This window comes from Buttiauxella warmboldiae (assembly GCF_003818135.1).
Taxonomy (GTDB): Bacteria; Pseudomonadota; Gammaproteobacteria; order Enterobacterales; family Enterobacteriaceae; genus Buttiauxella; species Buttiauxella warmboldiae.
On record NZ_RPOH01000017.1, the window covers coordinates 60949 to 81231 of the forward strand.

8 protein-coding genes are annotated in these 20283 nt (G+C 47.0%); all 8 read left to right on the forward strand.

Features of this window, described 5'->3' with window-relative positions; genetic code table 11:
* Positions 1–356 precede the first annotated feature (356 nt).
* On the forward strand, positions 357–6020 hold the full coding sequence (locus EHN07_RS05450; RefSeq protein WP_124023169.1) for an Ig-like domain-containing protein: 5664 nt from the start codon (positions 357–359) through the stop codon (positions 6018–6020).
* Positions 5969–11227 (forward strand): Ig-like domain-containing protein, encoded by a 5259-nt coding sequence (locus EHN07_RS05455; protein ID WP_124023170.1) that lies wholly within the window; start codon positions 5969–5971, stop codon positions 11225–11227. The genes EHN07_RS05450 and EHN07_RS05455 overlap by 52 nt, the downstream gene beginning before the upstream one ends.
* Before the next feature lie 99 nt (positions 11228–11326).
* Positions 11327–12559, forward strand: a complete 1233-nt coding sequence (locus tag EHN07_RS05460) for a beta-barrel domain-containing protein (protein WP_167467285.1) — start codon at positions 11327–11329, stop codon at positions 12557–12559.
* A gap of 2 nt (positions 12560–12561) precedes the next feature.
* Positions 12562–12999, forward strand: coding sequence for a hypothetical protein (locus EHN07_RS05465; protein WP_124023172.1), 438 nt, complete (start codon positions 12562–12564; stop codon positions 12997–12999).
* Between the two features lies 1 nt (position 13000).
* The gene (locus EHN07_RS05470; protein ID WP_124023173.1) at positions 13001–13924 is read left to right on the forward strand and encodes a hypothetical protein; all 924 of its coding nucleotides are present in this window, start codon (positions 13001–13003) and stop codon (positions 13922–13924) included.
* Positions 13921–14904 (forward strand): ATP-binding cassette domain-containing protein, encoded by a 984-nt coding sequence (locus EHN07_RS05475; protein WP_124023174.1) that lies wholly within the window; start codon positions 13921–13923, stop codon positions 14902–14904. The genes EHN07_RS05470 and EHN07_RS05475 overlap by 4 nt, the downstream gene beginning before the upstream one ends.
* A 377-nt stretch (positions 14905–15281) precedes the next feature.
* On the forward strand, positions 15282–20108 hold the full coding sequence (locus tag EHN07_RS05480; RefSeq protein WP_124023175.1) for an autotransporter-associated beta strand repeat-containing protein: 4827 nt from the start codon (positions 15282–15284) through the stop codon (positions 20106–20108).
* Positions 20108–20283: hypothetical protein (locus tag EHN07_RS20835; RefSeq protein WP_425267171.1), on the forward strand; the 176-nt coding region annotated here is incomplete at its 3' end. The genes EHN07_RS05480 and EHN07_RS20835, both read left to right, overlap by 1 nt.

Consider the following 20283-nt stretch of genomic DNA (forward strand, 5'->3'; position numbering starts at 1 on the left):
TTAAAAGTAAAATGGGACTCCGCAAGCTGGAAATGCTATTGCTTCATTAGAATTTTAAAAATTCAAATGAGTTATTTTATATGCTATTAACGATAGGGGTAAGTATTACTGTTTTTGTTCATGAAATAGGGGCCAGGCAATCTATGTAAAATTAACAGTCAATGCTTTTAATAATAAACACTCATCATATGAGCTTTCATATGAATAAACCTACAGTTTTGTACGGTAGGTTTTATTATCCCCTTCTCCAGTATATAAAAACATATGAAACCATAGTGTTTCTTTTATATACGACAATTAATAATCCACTAACTTTTTCTTTTTAAGATGAAAAATAACCAGCGAGCAACTTTGATATGGATAAAATAACACGTATGAATGTTAAAGATATCGATGCAACAACTTTTCTTGTTAAATCCATAAAGATATCTGGTTTTGATCTTATCATTGAAAAGCAAGATGGAAACTTCATTAAAGTAGATGATGGTTTATCCAGTGTGGTTATTGGTGAGTTAAGCTTAAAAAGCGTTGATAATAAAGTTATTGGACAGACTGAGATTTTAAAGTTAATTGGCGGAGAAAATATCGGATTGGAATCAGTTTTCCTGGACTCATTAATAACTACTGATGTTATTAAAAAGGATTTTGTCTCTAAAAAAGAAAACAACGCTATTGTAGATGAAAAGGTAGAGGAGTATTTAGGAAAGCTTGAAAAACAAGAGATTAAGATAGCTGATCTTAATAAGAAATTAAATGAAGTAAAAGAAAAAGCAAGTTCGAATATTAGTCTTGATGTATCACAGGGTTCTGGAGAGTCTGAAGGTGAAAATTTAATAAATAGTCTAAATGAATCACTAAAAACAGAATCAAAAGCGGTGAGTAGCGCGTTTAAAATTCAGTTGCCGCCGCCACCGGAAACGTCTGTACCAGCGAAATCTAAAAGTAATGACCCAGCTAAATCAAATGATGATGTTAGTGTAATAAACCCGACCGTTCTGGATGAGTTAAAACCTTTCTTTATCAACGGGGGAGTGGATAAGGTTGCTGACTCCGGGAAATATTGGGATAACACAACAAATATAAAGAAACTCATTTTTTCTGGTCAGGGGACGGTTGGCGCCAGCGTGGCGTTGAGTCTCGGCCAGCAGGTATACCGGACTCAGGTTGAAAGTGACGGTAACTGGCGCATTGACGGACTGCCTGTGCTGGAGGATGGCCCCTATGATTACCGGCTGGTGGCAACAGATGTGGCAGGTAACCAGAGCCAACTGGACGGGCAGGTGGTGATTGACACCCGGTTGAGAGAAAACAGCAGCCGGATGGATACGGCGTCTGACACGGGAGTCTCTTCGACAGATGGCATCACCCGGTATGTACGGCCAGTTCTCAGTGGTCAGGTTGAAGCGGGAGCAGAGGCGACTCTGGTGCTGGGCGGCCGGGAATATCTGCTTGCAGTCGATTCAGATGGCCAGTGGCGCTGGGTGCCGGATGCCGATCTGGCAGAGGGTCACCATGAGTATCAGGTGGTGGCGAGGGACGTGGCAGGTAACCGTTCAACCTTCACAGGTGGCTTTACAATTGATGTCACCGCGCCGACTGCACCAGTGTCACAACTGACTGTGGGCTCAGACAGTGGAGTGGCGGGCGATAATATCACCCGTAACCCCACGCCACTGCTCAGCGGTATGGCGGGGGCGGGAGACAGCATTACCGTCACGCTCAATGGTATTAGCTATCATACTACAGCCAGCCCACAGGGAAACTGGACGATGCTGGTGGGCCCTTTAACTGAAGGCCGGTTTGAATATACCGTCAGCGCGACAGACATCGCGGGAAATAGCGCAGTGGCAGAAGGCGTGGTAACCATTATGGCCACGCCCCCGGTTCTTACCGGGGGGCTGGCACCGTGGAATGATTCGGGAAGCTCGGACAGTGACGGGATCACTATGCATGCATCACCGGTTTTTTCTGGTCAGGGGAGTGTTGGTGCAAGCGTAGCCTTAACTCTCGGCCAGCAGGTATACCGGACTCAGGTTGGAAGTGACGGTAACTGGCGCATTGAGGGACTCCCTGTACTGGAGGATGGCCCCTATGATTACCGGCTGGTGGCAACAGATGTGGCAGGTAACCAGAGCGGCCTTGATGGAAAGGTGGTGATTGACACCCGGTTGAGTGAAAACAGCAGCCGGATGGATACGGCGTCTGACACGGGAGTCTCTTCGACAGATGGCATCACCCAGAATGCGCGGCCAGTACTCACAGGCCAGCTTGAAAAGGGAGCAGAGGCGACACTGGTGCTGGGTACCCAGGAGTATATCCTGGCAGTCGGTTCAGACGGTCAGTGGCAGTGGACGCCGGATGCCGCTCTGGCAGAGGGCCACTATCAGTATCAGGTGGTGGCAACGGACCGGGCCGGCAACACGTCAACCTTCACGGGTGATTTTACCCTTGATATCACTGCGTCGGTGGTATCAGTGCCACAGCTGACTGTAGAGTCAGACACCGGAGTGGCGGGCGATAATATCACCCGTAACCCCACGCCACTGCTCAGCGGTATGGCGGGGGCGGGAGACAGCATTACCGTCACGCTCAACGGTATTAGCTATCATACTACAGCCAGCCCGCAGGGAAACTGGACGGTGCTGGTGGGCCCTTTAACCGAAGGCCGGTTTGAATATACCGTCAGCGCGACAGACATCGCGGGAAATAGCGCAGTGGCAGAAGGCGTGGTAACCATTATGACCACGCCCCCGGTTCTTACCGGGGGGCTGGCCGAGGAGAGTGATTCGGGAGCCTCGCTGACTGACGGGATCACTCAGCATGCTTCACCGGTCTTTTCTGGTCAGGGGCGTGTTGGTGCAAGCGTAGCCTTGACTCTCGGCCAGCAGATATACCGGACTCAGGTTGGTGCAGATGGCAACTGGCGCATTGAGGGACTGCCTGTACTGGAGGATGGCCCCTATGATTACCGGCTGGTGGCAACAGATGTGGCAGGTAACCAGAGCGGCCTTGATGGAAAGGTGGTGATTGACACCCGGTTGAGTGAAAACAGCAGCCGGATGGATACGGCGTCTGACACGGGAGTCTCTTCGACAGATGGCATCACCCAGAATGCGCGGCCAGTACTCACAGGCCAGCTTGAAAAGGGAGCAGAGGCGACACTGGTGCTGGGTACCCAGGAGTATATCCTGGCAGTCGGTTCAGACGGTCAGTGGCAGTGGACGCCGGATGCCGATCTGGCAGAGGGCCACTATCAGTATCAGGTGGTGGCAACGGACCGGGCCGGTAACACCTCAACCTTCACGGGTACTTTTACCGTTGATACCACCGCACCGGCCTTAGTGAGCGCGGATCTGGCACCCGAGCAGATAGTCGATCCCGACATTTCCAGCACACATGCCTCCGTTCCAGAACTTAAAGGCGTAGTGGAAGTCGGTGCACTTGTTTCTCTTACCTGGAATGGTGCGACAAAAAAAATAGATGTTGCTGCAGATGGTTCCTGGAATTACTATTTTAATAGTGGCGTAGTAAATGGTGTAAATACTTATAAAATAGATGTTACTGATGTTGCCGGGAATATCACATCAGTAGATAAAACTTTTACTTATTTTCCGGAGATTGATAGCAATGTCAATAAATCAGACTTAAGGGCAGCCCTGGATAGTTTGACTGACACCGGGGTCGCGGGCGATCAAATAACCAATATAAAAAAACCTACTTTAACCGGAGTGGCACCTGTTGGTCATCGGGCTAGTTTAAGTATTGGTGGTGTTGCCTATAATATTGATGTGCAAACTGATGGTAGCTGGTCATTTGATATTCCAGTCGATTTGCGAGAGGGGGCTAATGAATATTTATTGACAGCCAAAACTGGCAGCGGCGCTGACTCTGCTACTTATGCAGGTGTCATTTACGTTGATACTACACCACCATCGGCGCAGCAACATCTTAAATTTGATAGCAATATTTCTGATGATTTTATTACTAATGTTCCCAACAATATATTAACGGGGGCGATTGAAAAGGATGTTTCCATTGATATTACATATAAAGGTATGACCTCCAAACCTGATGTCAATAGCGATGGTACCTGGTCTTATAATATCACTCTGGTTGAAGGTGATAATGCAATAACAATAGTTAAAACTGATTTGGCTGGAAACATCACAACAGTCAATAAAACAGTAACTCTGGATACAATTGCCCCAGTCTTAAGTGAAGTGACATTACTTAATGATACTGGTGTTAAAAATGATTGGTCAACAACCGATAAAACCCCCCTTATACAGATAAAGGCAGCGGCTGGCCTTTTTTATTCAGTATCGGTAAGCGGCACTACCCATCTATTAAATGGAACAGTGGGTTCTGATGGTCTCGCGCGCATTAAAATCCCTGATGATGTCTTTGTCGATAATCATCTATTACAATCTAAAGACCTTATGGTTAAAGTTTTTGATGCTGCCGGTAATGAAAGTAGCCAGAACGTGACATTAAAATACTTAAATCAGGAGATTTCGGTTGCAGGTGACCTTGCCGATGCTTCCGATAGCGGTGCCAAAGGAGATATGATCACTAATGTAAAGTATGCTAGTTTGAATGGTACTTTCACAGGGGTAAGTAATCCAGCGGTAATATATAATGGCTCTGTTATTATTGATAATGTTAATTATGCATTAGCAATTGTACGTGATAATAATAAATGGAAGTGGTCATTTGATAACTCGGATAAAGTGGAGTTTCGTTTTGGTAAGAACGAAATGGACGTTGTTATAAATGACAATTTTGGTAATCGGATCAGTCAACATAAAACCGTCATCGTTACGGATGTTAACTATCGTTTGAAACCCGAGACGGATACCGGGACATGGGGCGATTATATAACATCGAATCGACAGCCTGTATTAGAAGGGAAAACAGAACCCAATGGGCAAGTAAATGTTTTCATAGTCAATAGCGCTAAGTCGATAACAGCGCAGGCCGATGCCACAGGACACTGGGAGATTGATCTAAGTAGTGGGGTTCCATTTGAAGAGGGGGCATATGACTATAAACTTCAGGTAACAGAGGGAAATGATATTATTAGTTTCGATGGCAAATTTGTTATCGATCTTTCTGTTGGTCCTTTAACTTCATCTTTGGAAAATGGTGCCAGGTATTCAACAACGGATAAACCTGTTTTGGTGGGTAAGACTGATATAAATTCCGTATTAACATTAGAAATTAATGGCAAAACATATACAACGTCGTCCAACAATAAAGGAGATTGGCGTTTTAAAATTCCTGATGCCCTACCACATGGACATATTGATTATACAATATCTGTCAGGGATGAAAATGGGAATGAGAGTGGGGCAAGGCCTTTTACACTTGACGTTGATACAGCGCCTATGTTTATGAAGCTAACATTAGATGATCATGAAGTGTCATCCACTACTAGCGGACACTGGGCAATAATTGCTGATAAACATCACTATATAACGGGAATAACATTGCCGGGTGCAACAGTACGCTTTAATGTGGGTTATCGTGGAACAGGTGCGGTGCAGGCAGATAGTGATGGAAAGTTTAGGATTCATACGGGAGGCGCGTGGGTTGAGTCGCTCCTTTCTAGATACAAAGCAGAGCTGATTATTACTACAGTTGGAGGAAGATCAACGAAATATACTTCATGGGGGGTTTCTTTTGTTGATACAGCATATAAACCATTAACTGTGGAAGTTACTGATGAGGTAAATGGTGAAGTTCCCTCTAATTTACCCAAATTTACTGGTTCTGGTAGTGCTTATGCTAAAATAAAGCTAGTAATAAATAATATTGAATATAATACCAGAGCCGATCTTTATGGCAAGTGGGCGCTTTCAGTTTCAGATGCTTTACCTGATGGTATCAATAATTATACCATAACGAGTACGCTGCTAATGGTAGTTCAGGTGGAACGCTTAATAGCAGTATTATTGTCGATACCATCATGGTACCTCTCAGCGCCGCATTGGATGTGGCGGATGATAGTGGGGTTTTAGGTGATAAAATAACTAATGATAATTCCCCCTTACTAAAAGGAGTGACCGAAGCAAATTATTTGGTTACCTTAACTATCAATAATCAAACGTATACTACAACAGCAAACAGTAATGGTGAATGGGAAATTAAATTGAATAATTTCCCTGATGGTGCTTACAATTACAGCGTAGTAGTGACAAAACCAAGTGGTTTAAAAACAACGTTTTCCGATACATTCCATATCGACACTGTCGTTCCCGGGTCCACTGAGTTTTTACAGATAAATAGCGACTCTGGAATTGTTGGTGATAAGATTACAAATATTGACACACCAACCTTTTTTGGTAAAGCAACAGAAGCAAATGTCACTGTTAAATTAGAAATTGACGGGAAATCCTATGAAACGCGTTCAAATACTGATGGAGACTGGAGTATTGCCATCCCTGACGCATTATCAGTAGGTGATAAAACTTACAAGGTTACGGTCACTGATGCTGCGGGTAATCAATCTGAAATATCAGATACCATCACTATAGTGAGTTCAGATCCCTTACCTGCTGTTACTGCACAGTTAACTGCTGATAGCGATAGCGGTGTCCTCCAGGATTCTATAACTAAAAACAGAACGCCGAGGTTAACAGGAACGGCTGTTGCAGACGCTATCGTAACGGTCACCGTTGCCGGGAAGGTATATATCGTTTCAGCTGATGCTAATGGAATCTGGCAAGTCAATATTGCATCACCATTAGCTGATGGGGTTGTGGGTTACACCGTACGAGCTATGAATGCCCATGGTAATGCCTCTCCTGTTTTCTCAGGGCAATTCACCATTGATACTGATGCCAGTTTATCTGATATAAGAATCGCGGATGCATCTGATAGCGGCGTGAAAGGCGATGGCATAACAAATGTATTGCAGCCTATTATCTCTGGATTATCTGAGGTTAATGAAAAAATCCGCCTGATTATCGGGGGCGTAGTTTATCAGGCTACTGCTAATGAACAAGGTCAATGGTCAATACAAATTAATCAAAATCTTGTCTCGGGAGAAAACCACTACACTGTTGAAAGTACTGATGATGCCGGGAACGTAGCCGTTAAATCGGGCATTGTGACTATTGATACACAGTTACCCACATTAACCGGTGGTGTGGTTGGATATTCCGACCCAAATGTAGATATAACGCTTAAAACGGGTAACCCCTCCTTTAGTGGGAGCACCGAACCGGGATCTTCAGTTGTTATCGTGATTAATGGTACTCAATATACCGCTACGACAGACGCTGTAACGGGAAATTGGAATTTTACCCCCTCAGTGGCACTTACCGAAGGACACTATACTTATACCATCATCGCAACAGACAAAGCAGGTAATATTCAGGATATTAATGGAGCATTTGACATTGATCTGACGCCACCCAGTATCACTGGCGGTTTAAACCCCTTGACTGATCCGAATAACGATGGATTAATCAATGCGGCCAGACCAGTATTTAGTGGCAACAGCGAGTTGGGCTCTGTTGTGACTATTAATATTGACGGTAATGAATATAGCGTTACGACAAACACTCTGACAGGTGCCTGGCGGTTCGAATCTCCGGTTGACCTGACCGAAATGCGCCATACTTATAAAATTACCGCAACAGACAGTGTGGGTAATATTAAGGAGATTAATGGGGCATTTGATATTGATCTTACACGCCCTGATATTACAGGTGGTCTGGATGGCCAGGCTGATCCAAATAATACCCCGTTGATCAATACATCCAGACCCGTCTTTAGCGGTAGCAGTGAGGCTGGATCTGTGCTGGTTATAACTATTGATGGTCAAGCGCATAGCGTGACTGTCGAAGGTAGTGGACTTTGGCGTTTCCAGCCAACAAATGCTCTCACTGAAGGGAATCATACTTATACCATTAGTGCGACTGATTTGGCCGGTAATACTTCCACTAACAATATTACAGGTTCATTTAAAGTGGACTCCACCGCTCCGGATATTATCGGTGGATTAGACGCGCAGAGCGACCCTAATAACGACCAGCTGATAAATACCGCCAGACCGGTGTTTAGCGGAACGAGCGAAGCAGGTTCGACGGTGATGCTGCGGATTGATACCACGGAATATAATGTCACACCGAGTGGGGGGGTGGGGCCCTGGAGTTTTACGCCCACATCTGACCTGACGGCAGGGCCTCACAGTTACAGCATCATCGTAACGGATGCGGCCGGGAACAAGAAGACCCTTACCAAAGCCTTTGATATCGACCTGACGGCACCGGCGATCACCGGTGGATTAAACGGGCAGAACGATCCCAATAGCACCCTATTAATCAACCTGAGTAAACCGCTCTTTAGTGGAACGAGCGAGCCAGGTTCGGCGGTGACTATCCGGATTGATAGCACGGACTATCATGTCACAGCGGAGCGGGTGACGGGGGCATGGCGTTTTGAGCCCGCCAATGCACTGGCGCAAGGGGCGCATACCTACAGCATCACCGCAACAGATCGTGCGGGTAATACTTCTAATAATAATATTACGGGATCCTTTAGCATTGACTCTGACGATCCGGATCTTACCGGTGGACTGGACGCACAGAGCGACCCGAACAACGACCAGCTGGTAAACAGTGCCACACCGGTGTTTAGCGGAACCAGCGAGGCCGGCTCGACGGTGACGCTGCGGATTGACGACACGGACCACACTGTCACACCGAACGGGGGGACGGGGGCGTGGCGCTTCCAGCTTCCATCTGCATTGACGGAAGGGCATCACAGTTACACCATCACCGCAACGGATGCGGCCGGGAACAAAAAGACCCTGAACAAAGGGTTTGATATCGACCTCACGGCACCTGTTATCACCGGTGGATTAAACGGCCAGAACGATCCCAATAGCGCACCATTAATCAACCTGACCAGACCGCTCTTTAGTGGAACGAGCGAGCCAGGTTCAACACTGACTATCCGGATTGACAACACGGATCATGGCGTCACAGCGGACAGGGTGACAGGGGCGTGGAGCTTTCAGCCCGTTAACGCACTAACAGATGGCGGGCATACCTACAGCATCACCGCAACAGATCGTGCGGGTAATCTTTCTAATAATATTACGGGATCCTTTACCATTGACTCTCATGCCCCGGACGTTACCGGAGGACTGAATGCACAGAGCGACCCGAACAACGACCAGCTGGTAAACAGCGCCACACCGCTGTTTAGCGGAACCAGCGAGCCAGGCTCGACGGTGAGGCTGCAGATCGGCAATATGGAGCATAATGCCACAGTGAACAGTACAGGGGCGTGGAGCTTTACGCCCACCTCTGCACTGCCGGAAGGGCATCAAACTTATACTATCACCGCAACGGATGCGGCCGGGAACAAGAAAACCCTGTCCAAAGCCTTTGATATCGACCTGACGGCACCGACGATCACCGGTGGGTTAAACGGCCAGAATGATCCTAATAACACACAATTAACCAACCTGAGCAGACCGCTCTTTAGCGGAATGAGCGAGAAAGGTGCGGCGATGACTATCCGGATTGACAACACGGACTATCATGTCACAGCGGACAGGGTGACAGGGGCGTGGAGCTTTCAGCCCGTTACTGCACTGACGCTGGGAGGGCATACCTACAGCATCGCAGCAACAGACCGTGCGGGTAATACTTCTAATAATAATATTACGGGATCCTTTACCATTGACTCTCTTGCCCCGGATGTTACCGGCGGACTGGACGCACAGAGCGACCCGAACAAGGACCATCGGGTAAACAGCGCCACACCGCTGTTTAGCGGAACCAGCGAGCCAGGTTCGACAGTGACGCTGCAGATCGGCAATATGGAGCATAATGCCACAGTGAACAGTACAGGGGCGTGGCGCTTCCAGCTTCCATCTGCATTGACGGAAGGGCATCACAGTTACACCATCACCGCAACGGATGCGGCCGGGAACAAGAAGACGCTGAACAACACGGTTATTGTCGACCTGACGCCGCCGAATGTTAGCGGTGGGCTGGACGCAGGGAGCGACCCGAACAACGATAAGCTGGTAAATACCACCAGGCCGGTGTTTAGCGGCACGAGCGAGCCAGGTTCGGCGGTGGTGCTGCGGATTGACAATAATGAGTACAATGTTACCGCGAACAGTGTGACTGGGGCGTGGAGCTTTACGCCCACATCTGACCTAACGGCAGGGCATCACACTTACACCATCACCGCAACGGATGCAGCCGGGAACACCAGGACGGTGAACGATGCGTTTGATATCGACCGGACGGCACCCACTATCACCGGTGGCTTAAATGGGCAGAATGATCCCAATAACACAGTATTAACCAACCTGGAAAGACCGGTGTTTAGCGGCACGACCGAGGCAGGTTTGGTCGTGACGCTGCGGATTGACCAAACAGATCACACTGTCACAGCGGACAGTGTGACGGGGGCGTGGAGCTTTACACCCACATCTGACCTGACGACAGGGGATCACACTTACAGCATCAGCGCAACGGATGCAGCCGGGAACACAGGCACGGTGACCGGAGCGTTTAATGTCGATCGGACGCCCCCAGCTGTTGACGGCGGGCTGGATGCAGGGAGTGACCCGAATAACGACCAGCTAATAAATACCGCCACACCGGGGTTTAGCGGAACGAGCGAGGCCGGTGCGGCGGTAACTCTGCGGATTGGCAATGCGGAGCATAATACCACAGCGGACTCGGCGGGGGCCTGGAGCGTTCAGACCGTTACTGCACTGCCGGAAGGGCATCATACTTACACCATCACTGCAACGGATGCAGCCGGAAATACGAGCACGGTGAACCGCGCCTTTGATATCGACCGGACGGCGCCAAATGTTAACGGTGGACTGGACGCAGGCAGCGACCCGGATCAGGATAATATAATCGATAGCACGACGCCAGGGTTTAGCGGGACGAGTGAGGCGGGTTCGACGTTAACTATCAACATTGATGGTACCCAATATACTGTTACGACAGATCCTCAGACTGGCGACTGGAATTATCATCCAACGGCGACCTATAACGAAGGGAAACACAACTACGCGATAACCGCGACTGACCGTGCCGGAAATGCTAATAGTATTAATGGTACATTTACTGTCGATCTTCCTGATACTTCGCCAAATCCTGTTGTAAATCCTGAACCAAATCCTGTTATAGATATTAACAGGATGGAGGATGAAAATAATATAAGTTATGGAATGATTTAGTTTATAAAAACTCGCTGTTGACAGTGCTTTTGATACCCAGCTGCTTGCAGCGGGCTTGTTTATCATCTTTTTTTTGTATCTAAATGGAGGTTGTGGCTTTTGAATGTTAAACAAAAGAGAACATGGTTTTTGTTTATTTCATTTTTTATTTTTTGCCTCTATATTTCTTTGGCAAAAATAGAAGTGGTTTCTCCTGGGGTAGGGGTTATTGAGGGGAGTGCAAAAAATATTGATATAGTCACGCCTGATTCGGGGTTTATAGATTATAAAGCGATAAAACAGGGGCAGTCTGTAAAGCAAGGAAGTGCATTATTCTCGTATAATAACATCGATGTGTTCTTTAAACAGCAGAGTATAAAGAATAAACTGATTTATTTAAAAGATTCGAGAAAGAAGATAGAGCTTGATTATAACTTGTTAAGTGAATTGTTAATATATAAAGAAAAGGATGAATTTCAATCTTTTCCCGAACTAAAAGAGAGTTATTTATATCTCAATACTGGCAGGTTTTATAATCAATATAAACATATTGTACTGCAAAAGCATAACATCGCAAAAAAGAAAGTGTTACTTGATGATAGCTTGAGGGAATTAGAAAATCAGGAGGTTATTCTTGCTCAAAAGCAACAGGTATACTTACTTAGTAAGGCTCCTAAAATTGAAGGGCTAAGTAACTCGGTTGACCTTAGTAGATCCAGGTCGGAGCAGATTAATTTGTCTTTCAAATACGTGGAATTCACCTCGGATCTTGATGATAATATAAATAATTTTTCAAGTGACCTGCTTGAAAAAACAAGGGAGTTATCAGAAAAGCTTGATGTTATAAATAAGGAAATAAAAGAAGTGGAAGATGAGGATTCTTTTTTAGATGGCAAGAAGCAAGCTAATAAAATCACATCTCCGGTAGATGGTTATATTTTAAGTGTAGAGCAGAATTTAGAAATAGGATCCTACATTGGTGCTAATCAAAAAATTTTAACAATAAGTCAGAGGAAAATAAAATATATTGTAGAGGGACGTATCTCAGCACGTTATCGGCCATTTATTAGAGTGGGTGGGCTGGTAAAGGTTATGATAAATTCACCTGGATATAAACATACTATAAAAGGAGTGATCGATACTATCAGTGCAGATTCATTTTCTGACGAAAATAAGTCTGGAGATAAAGAACGCTATTATAAATTTAGAGTTCAAATAGAAAAAGAGAATTCCAATATATTCAATGAATTGGTTGGGGTTCAGGTTAATATATTTATACCAAGTCAAAGCGTGTCAATATTAACTTATATTACACAACTCATTAACTCGAACTTATATGCAACTGAAGGATAACTATGTTTGGTTTTGTAGCCGCATTGTCATCAGCAGTGACTGTGATTATATTAATAATAGCATCGTCGCTACTCAACTTACTCAATGTATATAGTCAAAATGAACAGGCAAGAAAGAGTGGTTTAAATTATAATATTGATAAAGTTAATGAAGAAAATAAATCTAATGGTAATGATAATCAATTTGCATTAGGCGTAAATGTGTTATCCAGTGCCGATGTTACTAATATTCTAAAATATAGGGATAGTAGGGATATATATATAACCTGTTCGTATGGAAATAATCTAAGTGAGGACGTTGCAAGAAAATTACTTTCATTCAACTTTTTAAGATTGAAATACCATGCGGATTTGATTGAAAATGATAAGAACATTAAAATAAATCCGCTGGATTACGATGCATTGGGCACCAATAGTTGTTCTATAGTGATTGGTAAATAATATGTTTAAAAGAATTATCAGGAATTACTTAGATAAAAATGGCATAATTATTTCTCCGGCTTTTAATCAGGCTGGTGATAATGAACTTCTCAATAATCTGAATGACTACATATTTGATGATTTATTTGTTTATAATATAGAGCGGCACCATTTTGATGGCGTCAATGGATTGCCTGACGTTTTTTTTGATGAGGACCCGTTGACAGGAATTAGTTGTTTTACCAGAATATCAGATAATATTTTTTTAAAAAATGATGAAAAAAGTGCATTTGTGTTTACGCATGATTTTTTCAAATCAGATAAGTTGCACATACACAAAAAAAATAAATCATTAACCACAGATGTTTTTTTTAAATCGGTCATTAAGCTGACACCAAAGGTTAGCCTTTTTTCTTTCCCTTTAGTCGTTTTTGGTTTATTGATCCCATTTTACTCAAATTTATTTAACTCGAAATTAATATATAGTGATAGTTTATTGAGTGTCATGAACTTTACATTTGTATTCTTTATTTTTCTCTTGTTTGAAATGTTCTTTAAACATAAAGTTAATAATGTTTCCTTAGGGCGGATTGAAAAAAATAGTACTACCTTAAGTTGTTATCTTGCCAGATTGATACCCTCATCGAAATCTAATAACATTTCAGTGAAAATAAGAACAATAGAAACCTCAGCATCTTCATTATGGGAAGTTATACCCCAATCTTTAGCTGATATAGTATTTATGATATTGCTATCAATATGTTTGGTTTTTATGTTGGGTGCATATTTCTCGATTCTGCTTATATACTATATTATTTTCGCATTTTGCATGATTTACATTCGGGTTAAGTGTTATAAAAGTGCGTTGGCAACAAGAGAATTGGCTAATGAAAAACTCTCTTATTTTATCTCATTAGAGAGGAAAAAAATGAATTGTTGTTTATGAATGATGAGGCAGTTAGTCGAGCTGTTTTCGAAAGAAACAGAAAGGATGAGATTGATAAAAGGCAAGTCAGCGAATTTAACCACTATTGGGCAGAATTAATTAAGGCCAATGGTTTTATCTCAATGGTTGCTATGTTTATCTCTTGTTATTTGGCTACAGCTAATGAAAAAATGCATTTTTTATCAGTTATTGCGGTGCTGATTATAAACTCAAGGCTTAGCGGGACGCTGATATCCTTTGTCCATCGCGTATATCAAATTCTTCTTTATCGCCATCATATTATTGAGTCTTATAGCAGCCTTATGAAAGACAGTGTTCGTAGAGTTAATGGACTGGATGGTATGCTAAAAACGTCATTTGAGATGTTAAACCTAACGGTTAAGATTGGGAATAAAGAAATAGTTAATAACTGTAGTATAAAGTTAGTGCCTGGAGACTTTCTCGGGATAAGAGGGAATTCGGGAAGTGGAAAAACCACATTAATTAAAACATTGTCAGCGCAGATTGAGCCAGTTGGGGGAGGGGTTTATATTGATAAAAATAACATAACAAACCTATCTGAATCATTTTTTAAAAATAAATTTGCTTATCATACATCAAGTTCAGAGTTTATTTCCGGTAGCTTGTATGATAATTTTAATTTTTATGGAATTTACTCTTATGAAGTTATGAGTAAGTTTTTATGCTTAATTCGTAATGATTTTGAAATTAACCACGAGATTTTAAATGTAATTCCTGCATCAAGCTTGCCGATTTCAAATGGTGAGCGACAGCGTTTACTTATTTTGATGACGTTATATAAAAGGCCGGCAGTTTTCTTTATGGATGAGTCGACATCTTTTTTATCTGCAAACGACGCGGTCGATTTTGTTAATTTAATAAGATTTTTGTACCCGAAAACTATATTTGTCTGTGCTACGCACGAAGATAAATTGACTGAGCTATTTACGCATAGTATAGATTTAAATGTAAAAGCATGATTTTTTATTTGATGTAATACTTATGGGTGGGGGGCTGTCTGTACATTTAAATTGTTGAATTTGTTTATGATGTTAATAATATTGATCTTAGCCCTGTTATTAACAATGCCGAAGTGTCTTTTTGCTAATTATATCTGTTTTGTCAATAAGGTAGATGCAGCGTAGCTTGCTATTCTGATGGAGGTGAAAGCTTAGGTGATAATAAGTGAAAATAAATAAGAGGTTAACTTTCAGAAATTAATGAGTGGATAGTATCTCTAACGCCAGTATAGCGAGCGCCACAAATGTATGCGAGTAAAACACACATATAATATCACCTTGTTCGTCTGTTCATGGTGATAAGTTAAAGCTGACTGACGGTGGTTTGTGGAAAAGCTATGAATAAAATATACAAGCTGGTTTATGACAAAAATAAAGGCGTCTGGCGAGTGACCAGCGAAAAAGCCCGGGCGGTTGGCAAATCTGTCATAAACAACGCAAAAATAGCTTTATCTGACACCAGTCTTATTCATAAAGGATTGGTGAAGGGACTTTGTGCGCTATTACTTTGCGCCAGCGTTCAGTTCGCTTATGCGTTCCCCGGTGATGGCGGAAGCAATATCTCTGATGGTGGCGGAGTAGGTGGTGCCGGAGGAGGGCAAGCGGGTAATACCTGGCAAAGCGCCGGCAGTTATGGCGCTAATGGTAATGGAGGAACTGCATCTGGAAGTGGCCGCGGCACTTGGGCTCGTGGTGGGAGGGGGGGCAGCTCTGGGCAGCTCGTTTCTACAAGTACAGTAATAGCGGGTAATGTCCGGGGGAATAGTGGCGAAAACGCGGTGAATTCCGGCAACTTTAATGGTGCCGGTGGCGGGGGCGGTGGCGCGGGTCTTTACGTAAACAGTGCGAATGCAGTGATTACTCTACCTTCTCTGATGTCAGTTATTGCTGGAAACGGCGGTAATGGTGCCAGCTCTCGTGCGTACTGTACAGTCTGTGGAATAGGCAGTGGAGGCGGTGGCGGTAATGGCGTCGTCTTTGCCCAGCAGGGAACGCTCAATAATTATGGTGTAATAACCGGTGGAAACGGCGGCGCTCCCGGAGCAACTCAGTCATCCAATGTTGCTGGCGGTGGCGGCGGCGGACATGCGGTGACAGGGCTGAATGTGGTTATCAATAACTATGGAACGCTCACGCCGGGTAATGGCAATGGCGGCGGTAGTCAGGGGGCGGCCATCCGCTGGACGGGCGGAGCCGATAACCAGCTTAATATGTACACCGACTCGGTGATTAATGGCACTATCTGGCTGCAGTCCGGCGAGGCGGAAATAACGGAGCTCGTGGCGGACAGAACGTTAACTAACAATATTATTTTTGGCGGCGTGGGCACGTTTAACAGCAACGGTTTTAATCTTACCTCTGACGGCGTTATCAGCGGCGCGGGCTCCGTGATAAAAACCGGGGCGGGAACGCTGGAATTAAACGGCCAGAATACCTATGCAGGTGGCACCACCGTTAATGAAGGGACGCTACAGGTTTCCAGCAATAACAATCTGGGCGCCAGTTCTGGTGCGCTCACCTTAGATGGCGGAATCCTGCATTCCACCGCCACCTTCTCTGACGGGCGTGCGGTACGCTTAGGCAGCAGAAGTGGAACCTTCACTGCCGATAGCAGAACTACCCTCAGCCTGACCGGCATAATGAGTGATGCGAATACTGGTGTAGCAGGGACATTAACTAAAAATGGTGCCGGAAGTTTATCCCTTCGCGGTAATAATTCCTATACCGGTGAAACCACCATCAAGCAGGGAACATTATTGCTGGCTGGCGATGGCAGGATAAGCAACAGCAGCGTCAATATCGAAAGCGGCACCCTGGATATCAGTCAGGCGACCTCCGATCCTTCGGTTGTCTCTCTGGTGGGAAAGAGCGCAGGAACTCTGGCGCTGGGCGGCAGAACACTGACTTTATCCCACGCGGCAGGCAACTTTGACGGTGAAATGACCGGCAGCGGTGGGCTCACCGTGGATAAAGGGAGCGAGACGTTATCCGGCACCAGCGCCGCCTTTAGCGGCCTCACCACGATAAATGATGGCGGAACCCTGTTTGTTAACGGTACGCTCGGCAGTACCGCAAGCCGGCTACAGGTGAATTCGGGCGGCGCGCTACGCGGGAGCGGCACCCTGGGCGGTGATGTTACCGTTGGGGATAAAGCAACGCTCGGCGCCGGGGCCATAGCGGACCCGGCATCAGGAGAGCTCGGGACCGGAACGCTTACTATCAACGGGACCCTGAGCCTAGCGCAGGAGAGCCAGCTGAACTTTCAGTTCGGCAGCATCAACTCACCGGGCGGGCAATATAACGATTTAATCGAGGTGGAGGGGGGTCTGGTGCTGGATGGCAAGCTCAATATCGCTGTCACCCCGGGGCGCACCTTTGATACCGGCCTGTTCCGCCTGTTTAACTACACCGGCACGCTGACCAATAATTTGCTTGAAATAGCAAAAATCCCGGCCACGCTTAATTCCGGTGACTTATATGTCCAGACATCGATAGATAAGGTCGTTAATCTGGTGAACAGCACCGGGGGCACATTACGTTACTGGGATAACGGCACGCGTAATAATAACAGGATTGAGGGGGAAAGCGGCACCTGGCGCGGTAATACTGACGATAACTGGACGCTCAGGAATGGTGAGTTAAATGCTCCCTGGAGCGACCGGAGTTTCGCCGTCTTTATGGGAACCGCGGGAGTGGTCACCATTGATAATCTGCCGGGGAGCGATATCAGCCTCTCCGGTATGCAGTTTGCCGTTGATGGCTATACCCTTAAAGACGGCACGCTGACGTTTATGCCGGAGGCGGGAAAAGTTCTGGCCAGCGTTAACGTCGGAGACGGAACAGCTAAAAGCAAAGATTTTACCGCCACGGTTAACTCTGTGCTGGCCGGTAACAGCGGGCTGGACAAAGTGGGATTCGGTACGCTGGAGCTGACGGGAGAGAACACCTACAGCGGCAATACCCGCATCAGCAACGGCACGCTGCAGATAGCTAAAGCCACCGCCCTGGGGAGCAGCAGCAACAGCCTGGTGTTTAATGGCGGCACGCTGAATACCACGGCCGACTTCACCCAGGAGCGCAGCGTTGAGATTGCTGCCGGCGGCGGTGAAATGGATACCGATGATACCACCACGCTGACGCAGTCCGGCAATATCTCCGGCAGCGGCGCGCTGACAAAATCAGGAAAGGGCACCCTGACGCTGACGGGCAGCAACAGCTGGTCCGGGGGCACGACAGTCGATGCAGGCATCCTGCAAATCGGCGACGGCGCAACAACGGGAGATATCACGGGCAACATCCTCAATAAATCCACTCTGGCCGTTAACCGCAGCGACAGCCTGACGCTGGCGGGTATCATCTCCGGCAGCGGCGGGCTGCAGCAAAATGGTACGGGCACCACGATCCTGACTGCGGACAACAGCTACACCGGGGCCACAACGATTAACGCAGGCACGCTGCAGCTTGGCAACGGTAGCACCAGCGGCAGCGTGAGCGGTGACATCACCAATGACGGCGTGCTGGCGGTGAATCGCAGCAATGATGTGCTGCTGAAGGGCGTGATTTCGGGAAGCGGTGATTTTGAGCAGAATGGCAAAGGCATCACCGCCCTGAGCGCGGATAACACCTTTACCGGCTCGGTTACCGTCAGCGATGGCACGCTACAGCTTGGCAACGGCGGCACCAGCGGCAGCGTAACCTCTGATATCACCAACAACGCCACCCTGGCCCTGAACCGCAGCGATACGGTGACGCTGGATAATATTATTTCCGGCAGCGGGGTCGTGGAGCACAACGGCACGGGCACCACGATCCTGACGGGGGCCAACAGCTGGTCCGGGGGGACTGAATTAAACCGGGGCACGCTACGGATTGATGAAAATGACAATCTCGGGGACAGCGCCGGGCAGCTGAGCTTTAACGGCGGCAGCCTCGCCACAACAAGCAGCTTCACGCTCGATCGCACGGTGAATATTCTTTCTGCCAACGGCGAGATAGATACTGCAAGCGGTACAGTTCTGACCCAGGATCGCGGTATTAGCGGCAGCGGCGCGCTGATTAAATCAGGCCTGGGTACCCTGACGCTGACGGGCGCTAACAGCTGGTCCGGGGGCACGGCTATTAATGAAGGCATCCTGCAAATCGGCGACAACGGAACAACAGGCGATATCACGGGGAATATCCTCAATAACGCCGCGCTGGCCGTTAACCGCAGCAATAGCGTGACGCTGGCGGGTATCATTTCCGGCAGCGGCGAGCTGCAGCAAAATGGTACGGGCACCACGATCCTGACTGCGGACAACAGCTACACCGGGGCCACAACGATTAACGCGGGCACGCTGCAGCTCGGGAATGGCAGCACCAGCGGCAGCGTGAGCGGTGACATCACCAATGACGGCGTGCTGGCGGTGAATCGCAGCAATGATGTGCTGCTGAAGGGCGTGATTTCGGGAAGCGGTGATTTTGAGCAGAATGGCAAAGGCATCACCGCCCTGAGTGCGGATAACACCTTTACCGGCTCGGTTACCGTCAGCGATGGCACGCTGCAGCTTGGCAACGGCGGCACCACCGGCAGCGTTACCTCTGACATCACCAACAACGCCACCCTGGCCCTGAACCGCAGCGATACGGTGACGCTGGATAATATTATTTCCGGCAGCGGGGTCGTGGAGCACAACGGCACGGGCACCACGGTCCTGACGGGGGCCAACAGCTGGTCCGGCGGGACTCAATTAAACCGGGGTACGCTACGGATTGGTGAAAATGACAATCTCGGTAACAGCGCCGGGCAGCTCAGTTTTAACGGTGGCAGGCTGAACACCACGGCCAGTTTCACCCAGGACTGCAGCGTTGAGATTGCTGCTGGCAGCGGTGAAATAGATACCGATGATACCACCACGCTGGTGCAGTCCGGCAATATCTCCGGTAGCGGCACGCTGATAAAATCAGGCAGGGGCACGCTGACGCTGACGGGGGCCAACAGCTGGTCCGGCGGGACGACCATCAATCAAGGCACTCTGCAAATCGGTGACGGCGGAGCAACGGGCAATATCACGGGCAATATCCTCAATAACGCTGCCCTGGTCGTGGACCGCAGCGATGAGCTGACGCTGGATGGCACCCTCGCCGGCTCCGGCTTGCTGCAAAAAACGGGGCTGGCGAGCTGATTGTCAGCGGGAGTTACGCCCTTTCCGGCGGTACATGGGTCAATGACGGCACGCTGACGTTTTCCGGCAACAATGTGGTGACCAATATTATTGGGCAGTCTGGCGCGGCGTTAAATTTGCGCCAGAATACCACGCTCACCGGCTGGGTCGATCCGCTGGATATGCAGATTGACCG

Excerpts from the sequence above, each read along its gene's own strand:
- EHN07_RS05450 (WP_124023169.1), top strand. The coding sequence starts at position 357 with ATGGATAAAATAACACGTATGAATGTTAAAGATATCGATGCAACAACT.
- EHN07_RS05455 (WP_124023170.1), top strand. The coding sequence starts at position 5,969 with ATGGTACCTCTCAGCGCCGCATTGGATGTGGCGGATGATAGTGGGGTT.
- EHN07_RS05465 (WP_124023172.1), top strand. The coding sequence starts at position 12,562 with ATGTTTGGTTTTGTAGCCGCATTGTCATCAGCAGTGACTGTGATTATA.
- EHN07_RS05470 (WP_124023173.1), top strand. The coding sequence starts at position 13,001 with ATGTTTAAAAGAATTATCAGGAATTACTTAGATAAAAATGGCATAATT.
- EHN07_RS05475 (WP_124023174.1), top strand. The coding sequence starts at position 13,921 with ATGAATGATGAGGCAGTTAGTCGAGCTGTTTTCGAAAGAAACAGAAAG.
- EHN07_RS05480 (WP_124023175.1), top strand. The coding sequence starts at position 15,282 with ATGAATAAAATATACAAGCTGGTTTATGACAAAAATAAAGGCGTCTGG.